The sequence below is a fragment of the Capnocytophaga genosp. AHN8471 genome (genome assembly GCF_016806945.1).
GTDB classification, from domain to species: domain Bacteria; phylum Bacteroidota; class Bacteroidia; order Flavobacteriales; family Flavobacteriaceae; genus Capnocytophaga; species Capnocytophaga periodontitidis.
This window is the reverse complement of record NZ_JAESPJ010000028.1, coordinates 1-8,829: the sequence shown is the minus strand read 5'-3', so window position 1 is coordinate 8,829 and position 8,829 is coordinate 1. Positions and strand designations below refer to the sequence as shown.

General features: G+C 44.4%; 1 protein-coding gene. It reads left to right on the top strand.

The genetic code is table 11. The annotated features are described in order from the left end of the window. Positions 1 to 27 precede the first annotated feature (27 nt). Positions 28 to 8,766, top strand: a complete 8,739-nt coding sequence (locus JMN12_RS12070; RefSeq protein ID WP_238423907.1) for a T9SS type B sorting domain-containing protein — start codon at positions 28 to 30, stop codon at positions 8,764 to 8,766. Positions 8,767 to 8,829 lie beyond the last annotated feature (63 nt).

The following is an 8,829-nucleotide window of genomic DNA, read 5'->3' as shown; positions in this document are numbered from 1 at the left end:
CCACCGTATACTTATATCTATCAAGGAGTGGGAACGACCACTACCCAAACAAACAATGTCTTTACAGGCATAGCCCCAGGCACCCCTACCTTTATAGTAAAAGATAAGAATGGTTGTAGTGCACAGCTCACAGGAGTCTTTACAGTAACCACTCCAGCAGCTATAACGCTTACTACATCAGCAACCACTTGTTATTCAAACAATGGAGATGGAGTAATAGAAGTGAAGATCAACAGTGGTAATGGCAATTACAAAGTAAGGTTAAATAACAATGCGGCGGTAGTTTTACCAGCCAATGGCACCACCCATACCTTTACGGGTCTTACTCAAGGCAGCTATAGCATCACCGTTACCGATGGTTATGGTTGTAGTACAGCCACCCAAGTGCGTATTTACCCATCGTTAAATAGTACAGTAAGGGTAACCCACCAAAGTAGTTGTAATACCAATGCGAAGATAGAGGTAATAGCCTCAGGAGGAGTAGGAACAAGCAATATCGAATACGCTTATGTATTAGGCAGTGGATCGCCCAATTACCATATAAACGATACGAGCAAAGTGATTCCACACTTTAGTGAGGCAGTACAAACTTGGACAGTTTATGTACGTTCTGCAGGTTGCGTAAAAACGCATCAAGTAATAGTGAAGAAAGCCGATAATGTAGCCTTTACAGCGGCGACAGTAACGCCTACGTGTCAAGGATCAGCAACAGGAAAGATAGTGTTGAAAAACATTCAAGGCGATGGCAACTTTACCGTGCGTTATGGCAATGGAGGAACCCCAGTAATAGCCACTTATACAGGTATAGCGACCAACACCTATACGATAGCCAATGTAGCAGCAGGAGTATACTCAGTAACAGTAACCGATAAATACGGCTGTAATGCGACACAAAATGTTACTTTAGCCGATATGCCAGCACTTACCGCTACGATAACCTTATCGGCAACAGTAGGAAGTTGTGCATCCACAGGTTCAGCAGCCACCCTTACCCTTACAATGGGTAATGATGCTTGGACAGCCTACCGAGCAGGCGGTAACCAAATATACTATGAGTTTAACAATAGTGGTACTTGGCATCCAATGCTAAACAATCCACATTACATACTTCCTTTATCAGGAGTAACCGAGCCAGGCAGAACCATCCAAGTGCGTTTTGCAACACGTCCGAGTGCTACAGCGCCTAATGTATGTAGTACAGCAGCGATGGCTTATGTAGTACCGTTGCCAATTGGAGGCGTAAGTGTAACCACCAATTTAGAACAGTACGTACAGAACTGTACAGCGGCAGGTAACCCATTGTTTACCGCTACGGTAACAGTAGCTCCAGGTTATGGACAACCACCTTATCAGTTTAATCTCAATGGAGGAGCCTATGTAGCAGGAAGTGTGAACTCACGCACACATGTGTTCACAGGCTTAGTAGTAGGTCGTACCTATACCTTTGGAGTTAAAGATGCCAATGGATGTGAGGCAGCCTACACAGGAGACATCTATGCGAGTGTATCCTCACCAGCGATCAGTGCAATGCTTGAAGGCAATCCAGCTTGTCACGGCTCTAATGGTAATGCAACGCTTAAAGTACGTCGTAGCACTGCATATAGCTCAGGCGCATCAACTAATATCAGTTGGGCAGTGTATGACAAAGCAACCAATGCGATAGCTATAGATCCTGTAACATCAGCACCTATCAATGGTACAGCAGCTATGCCAGGACCAGGAGCCGAGTCTATCTTGTCTACCTTTACCCTCAGTGCAAACAAAACATACTACGCTATTATCAGCGAAGGAAGTTGTAAGTGGGGTAGTAGAGACTTGCATATACGAGAATTAGCAACGCTTTCAGCTACGGTATCACAAACCGCTACAATTACTTGTGATAGCGATGGAGTTTTAGAGGTACAAAATCCTACCGGAGGAGGAGGTAGTTATAGGTACACAGTAACTCCAACAACAGCAGGAGTTACTTTTAGAGCACCAATAGTTACAGGAAGCTCAAGAGTACAGATAGTAAAAGATAATATAGCCACTCCAGCGATGCCAACCTATCCAAGTGGAGCTTATAGTTTTGGAGTAAAATTAGAGATGGAAGACCAATATGGATGTAAAGCTACTTTAGGTACATACACCTTTACAGTAACGCCATCTCCAAGAATTGCAAAAGCCACTGTAATAGGTTGTTCCGATGGACAGTACACCCTCACTGTTGAGCCACAAGCTAAAACAGGAACTTTAGGAACCCCAGCAACAGGAACAGAACTCAACGGTTACGAATACTCAATAGATGGAGGTTTAGATTACCAAAGCAGCAATGTATTTGTTAACTTGGTAGCAGGCCAGTATGATGTACAAATCCGTGATAAATCTACAGGATGTATAGCTACTAAAACCGTGAGCATCACCAATGCGTTAGAGGCAGATATAGCATTAACCACACCATTAGGATGTGGAGGCGGAGGAGCCGAAATCACTATAAAAGTAGACAATGGTTCAGGCGACTACGAATATAGCTATATAAATCCAGGCGGTACACCAACAGGACCTTTTGCAATATCACAAGTAGGAGGTCAATATAAAGCGACCATCAATGTAACGGCTGTAGGTGTATATACCGTAACAGTAAGAGATAAGAGTACATCAGGCACTTGCGGTAGTTATACTAAGAGCATTACAGTACGTACTGCCGAACATCCAGAGATAACCACTTCGGTAAAAACAGTAACTTGTGCCGGAGGTAATGATGGAGCGATTTACCTTACTGAGGTCAATGCAGCCACTGTAGGAACATTCACTTATGCAGTACAAGGGCCAAGTGGAGCAGTTCCATCATCATCAATAGTCAATAGAGAAGTGAGAGGTTTAACGGCAGGAGTATACACCATTACAGTAACGGCTAATGGTTGTCAAAGCACCTATACAGCAACAGTGAAAGAGCCTACCGCACTTACCCTTAGCAAAACAGTGATAGAGAACAACAAACAAGAGTTCAGTTGTGGAAGCTCAGGCAGTGTACAACAAGCTCAAATCACAGTGCCAAGTGGGGCAGTACAAGGCGGAACACAACCTTATAGAATAGAGTACTTGTACGGTACCGTATCAGGTACAGGCAATAGCTTTAGCATAGGTAATACAGCAGGAGGTACAGTAACCATCACCGCTATCGATGCCAATGGTTGTAGCACCCAAACCTCAGTGGTGATCAAACCGTTTGAAGCTTTTGATGTCGATAAGATCGACTTTACGGTAACCACTTCAGGAACTTGTAATGCGAGTGAGACCATCACCATCAGTGCAACCCAAAGTTCAGGAGCACCATTTACCGGTCAGTTGTTGTATTATCAAGGAGCTACCGCCCCTACGGGAGCGATCACCCCAACAACAGGCGGCTGGCAAACAAGCAATAGCTTTACCATAGCCCCTAACAGAACTTACACATTCTGGGTAGCCAACAAAGCGACAGGCTGTACAGTGAGCAAGTTGTACATCTCACCTAATCCTAACAACTTCAGCATTGTAAACCCACAAGTGAAGAATGTAGGTTGTAAAGGCGCTAACGATGGTACCGCTACCTTTACCCTTAGCAATACAGTAAGTGGTCACGCTTATAATGTAACCGTAACCCCAGCAGGAGGAACGATTGCACCATCCGCACCATTTACAGCAACGGGCACAACAGCAACCTTCAACATAGCAGGTTTAGCTCCTAATACCTATACAGTAACTGTAAAAGATAACAATACAGCTTGTGAGCAAGTATATAGCTTCAAGATAGAAGAACCAACAGCGTCTGTTACAGCGAGCGTTACAGTACGTCAGGCAACTTGTGCTAGCGCACCTACTTACAACAGTGGAGAGATAGCCATAGAAAATGTAACCGGCGGTTGGGGCACATATCAGTACTATATCGGTCAAGCAGCTCCAGGCTTTGAAGTGTGGACAAACACAAGTGTACGCACAGGCTTAACCCCAGGTACTTATAGAGTATTAGTAAAAGACAACGGAGGTTGTCCTACAACCCTTAGCAGTACAGTAACCATAGCCACCCCGACAACTATTAGTGGTACACTTACGGTAACCAATGCGAACTGTACCAATGGTACGGGAGCCATAGGAGTGAGAAGTGTAACGGGAGGTGAAGGCGCGAACTACTTGTATCAACTCATCAAAGATGGGGTAGCACAAGGCGGAGCACAAACCAGCACCGAGTTCCAAAACTTAAGTGCAGGTAATTACCAAGTAGCGATATCCGATTCTTGGGGTTGTACAGTAACCCTTACCCAATCGGTAACCTTGTACGAACCGGTAGAAGGAGTAGGCGTACACTTTATCAAGCAAGTAACTTGTACACCATCTCCAGTTACGGGAGCGATAGTTAGCATCACTTATGCAGGAGGCGATTCACCAAGCTTGCGTTATACCCTTAAGAACTTAGGTACAGGAGTGAGCACTACATCCACTACCAACGGATTTACAAATGTACCAGCAGGTAATTATGAAGTATCGGTATACGATGTAGCAACAGGTTGTCCTACCCAAACCCACACCTTTGCAGTAACTGATGCGGCGGCAGTAAGCTTTACTTACACTACAACAGCAGTGAGCTGTAGTGGTAGCAGCGATGGTAAGTTAAAAATTACCATACCAGGTACCCAAACACAAACCGATTATCAAATCAATATAGTAGGTAGTGGCGGCTTTACCCGCAGTGAAACGGTGAACACCACACCTAAGGACATAGAGTTTATAGCTATGCCAGCGGGTACTTACACGGTAACACTCACCTCGGCGCGTAACTGTACTAAAACTGAGACAATTGTTATAGGCGCACCAGCCACCTTGATAGTGAGCAATACCACTACGGTAACCACACACTACAGATGTGATGCCAATAACAATGCCCAACAAGCAATTATCTCAGCAGTAGCGCAAGGCGGTACACAACCTTACAAATACAACTATCAAGTATTTGATGGTACAAGCACCACCACTTCAGGCTGGATAAGCAGCAGTGTTTACAGCCTCACAAGTGCAGGTAGTGCCACACAAACCGTGATAGTGAATGTAGAGGATGCCAATGGCTGTAGAGCCGTCTACACCCCATTGATAGTACCACCACTACAACGCATCAGTGAGATAAAAGCCACCCGATTGACAACCATCAGTTGTAATCAATCCGAAACAGTGAACTTCACTATAGTAGGAGGTAAGAACCTCGGTTATATAGTAGAGGTAACAGCCAATGGTAGTGTGGCAACGCCAACGCCATCAACACAAACCCTTACAACAGGAGCGAATGTAGCAATGGTACACTTCAATGCTCCAGGTTACTATACTATCAAAGTAACCGATAGAGAAACAGGCTGCTATGCCACCGTATCTTATACCGTAAACGAATATAGAGCGATGGAAGTAAGTGCAGCCCAAAGTAAACCAGTGAGCTGTGTGGGAGATAGCAATGGAGAGATTACCATTACCTTCAGTGGTTACCAAGGCCCGATAGCTTACCAAGCCTACACAGTAAGTCCTACGGTTGCTCCAGTAGGTAGTTTGCAAACCCAAATAGGCAGTCCAGATGCGGTGCGTAAAGCGGTGATCAGCGGTTTACCAAAAGGCAACTATGTGGTAAGAGTAGACCAAACCGATGCGCCAAATTGTACGGTAACTAGCACCCAAGTAATGGTATCCGAGCCAGCAACGGCACTTACAGCTACCCCTACAGTCACCGATCGCATCAAGTGTGGTGTTGGTCAAACAGGAACCTTTAATGTAGAAGCTACTGGAGGATGGGGCAATTACGAATATCGTTTGTCCCACAACGGTACAGCCCATCCAGTATATGGAACTTATACCAGCACCTCACTCTTTGAAGGTTTATCAACAGGAACTTATACAGTAGAGGTAAAAGATGAAAATGGATGTGTAACAATAGTAACCCAAGTGATGGCAGCACCCGATCCTATTGATGCGACAGTAACAGTAACCAATGTAAATTGCTTTAGCGATCGAACAGGGGTGATAAGCGTACAAAGCATCACAGGAGGTAGTGGCAACTACACTTACGAATTGAAAGAAAAAGGAGGAGCTATTGTACGAGGCGCACAAACTAATACCACTTTCACAGGATTAGATGCACGAGAATATGTGTTGATGATCACCGATGGATGGGGATGTGAATCACAGATAGAAGTAGAGGTAACCGAACCTGCCGAACTCAATATAGTAGCCGGTATTACCAGTCCACTTACTTGTCATTCCCCAGCTACAATATCACTTGTAGCAACAGGAGGCACAGGAGCTTATACTTATTATCAAATAAAAGGCGGATTGACTACAACAGTAGGAAGTACCGTTACGGTCAATGCATCCGATGTAGGCGATTACGAGTTCTATGTAAAAGATGCCAACGGCTGTACATCTAAAGTATCTAATAAGATAACCATAGCAGCTTTAGAACCTTTAGCCTTGCACGTGAATACAGCCGATGCCTTTGTGAAGTGTAACGGAGAAAGTTCAGCGCGTATCACCTTCTCAGCAACCGGAGCATTGGGTAACTATCAGTACAAATTGTACAAAGGCGGAATTGCACAAACAGTTTCAGCAACCCAAGTAAATGCTACCGATTGGGCATTCTCAGGCTTAGCAAGCGGTACTTACCAAGTAGAGGTAACCAGCGTAGATTGCGTACAAACGGCGACAGTAAATATAGGTGAATCACCAGCCTTTACAGTAGCAACCGCAACCACTGATATCACTTGTAACGGAATGCGTGATGGTACCATCTCAATGACGGTAACCGGAGGCGCAGGCGATATACAATACGCAATCAGTCCACGATTAGATAGATTTGTATCCGAAGGCTACTTCACACGACTTGCTCGAGGAGAATACGTAGTAAGAGCCCAAGATAAGAATGGTTGCTTTGTAGATGAGGTCTTCAAGATCAACGAACCCGATGTATTAAATGCCATCATCGATAAACAAACTGATGAGGTATGTTATGGAGCAGGCGATGGTACCGTATCGATAACCATCACTGGAGGAACCCAATCGTACAGTACCTCAATCGACGGTGGAGCTTGGACAGTAGATAAGACCTTGTATACAGGCTTATCAGTAGGAACCCACACCATCACGGTGAAAGATGCACACTCTTGTACAACCGAAGTATCAGTATTGATAAAAGAAGGTGTAGATATGCAAGCCACAGCAACAGTAAGTTACGGTTGTGGTAACAATACCGTAGTCAATACGATCAACGCAACGGTCAGCGCCAGCTACACAGGAGCGGTAAGCTTCAGTTTAGACGGAGCAGCACCACAAAACTCAGGTAAATTTACAGGAGTAACAGCAGGTACTCACACCATCACCTTTGCACATCTCAATGGTTGTACAACCAGCCTTACAGTAAATGTAACAGCTTACAACAGTTTAACGGCAACAACGGTAACAAAAACCGATATGAGCTGTTATGGAGTAAACGATGGAACGATAACCTTTGTGGTAAACGGCGCAACCAATAGTTATACTTATACTATTGAACCAGAAGCCGGCACGTTCGATGCAGCAAACAGCCGATACACAGGCTTATCGGCAGGTACTTATACAGTGAAAGTGAGATCTAATGGCGAGATCAATTGTGAATTAGAACACAGCTTCACTATAGTAGAACCCGATTTGTTACAAGTCAATGCCTCAACAGTATCCGAAACCTGCTACGGTTTAAACAACGGACAGTTGATATTCAGCATCCAAGGCGGTAGAGCACCTTATAGCTATACACTCAAAACAGCTTCAGGTACTTTAGCAGATAGCGGAACCGTAACAGCAACAGGAACGGTACGCACTATAACCAATGTAGTAGGAACTTATCTCTTAGAATACAGCGATGGTCAGTGCTCACAATCTTTACAAATCACAGTACCATCAGCACCTAAGTTAGATATTGTAGATGTAAAAGAACAGTTCAACTGTTCAGTAGTATCCACTACTTACACCACCAGCTATTTACGTGTAGAGTTCTCACAAGCCGATGACAAACGTACAGCGAGCAATACCCTCTACTCAGTAGACGGAGGTCTTCAAAAAACTCCATTCAAGAGAATAGAAGGTAAGTACGGATATACCGATATTATACCTACAGGACAATACACCCTTACGGTATACTATTACTCAAATGTACCAGGAGCACCACTATGTGAACAAACTTGGGGTAGTACTGTGAGCTTAACCCGTTATCGAGGTTTAGAAATCAAGGATATTACCGATCCGAGAGCAATCAACAAGATAAAAGTACAAGCCGTTGGCGGTAACCCATCAAGTTATAGTTACACGTTCAATGGTTATCAAGACGGTACAAATGAATATATGTTGCGCTCAAGCGATCCAACCACACGAGTAGTAGGTAAGAGAGTCTACAAAACAGTAGTTGTAGAGGCGATAGACGGCAACGGCTGTAGCTCAACGCTCACTATAGAGAAAGAGTATATGAAGTCAGTACCACCCGATTTCTTTACACCAAACGGAGACGGACAGAACGACGGCTGGGATCCAGATAGATACCGCAGTTATCCAAACTTAACGGTAGACATCTACGATCGTTACGGACGTTATATCACCAGCTTACGTTCAGGAGAAGTATGGGATGGTCGATACAACGGCAAGGAATTACCAACAGGTGACTATTGGTACATCCTCAAAACCCACGAAGACGGCGAAGACGACCAAGAATATGTAGGTCACTTCAACCTCTATAGAGCCGCCGATTAAGAGTATTTCTTGAAATAATAATAGCGAAACTCCCCGATTAACTAATGCTAATCGGGGAGTTTT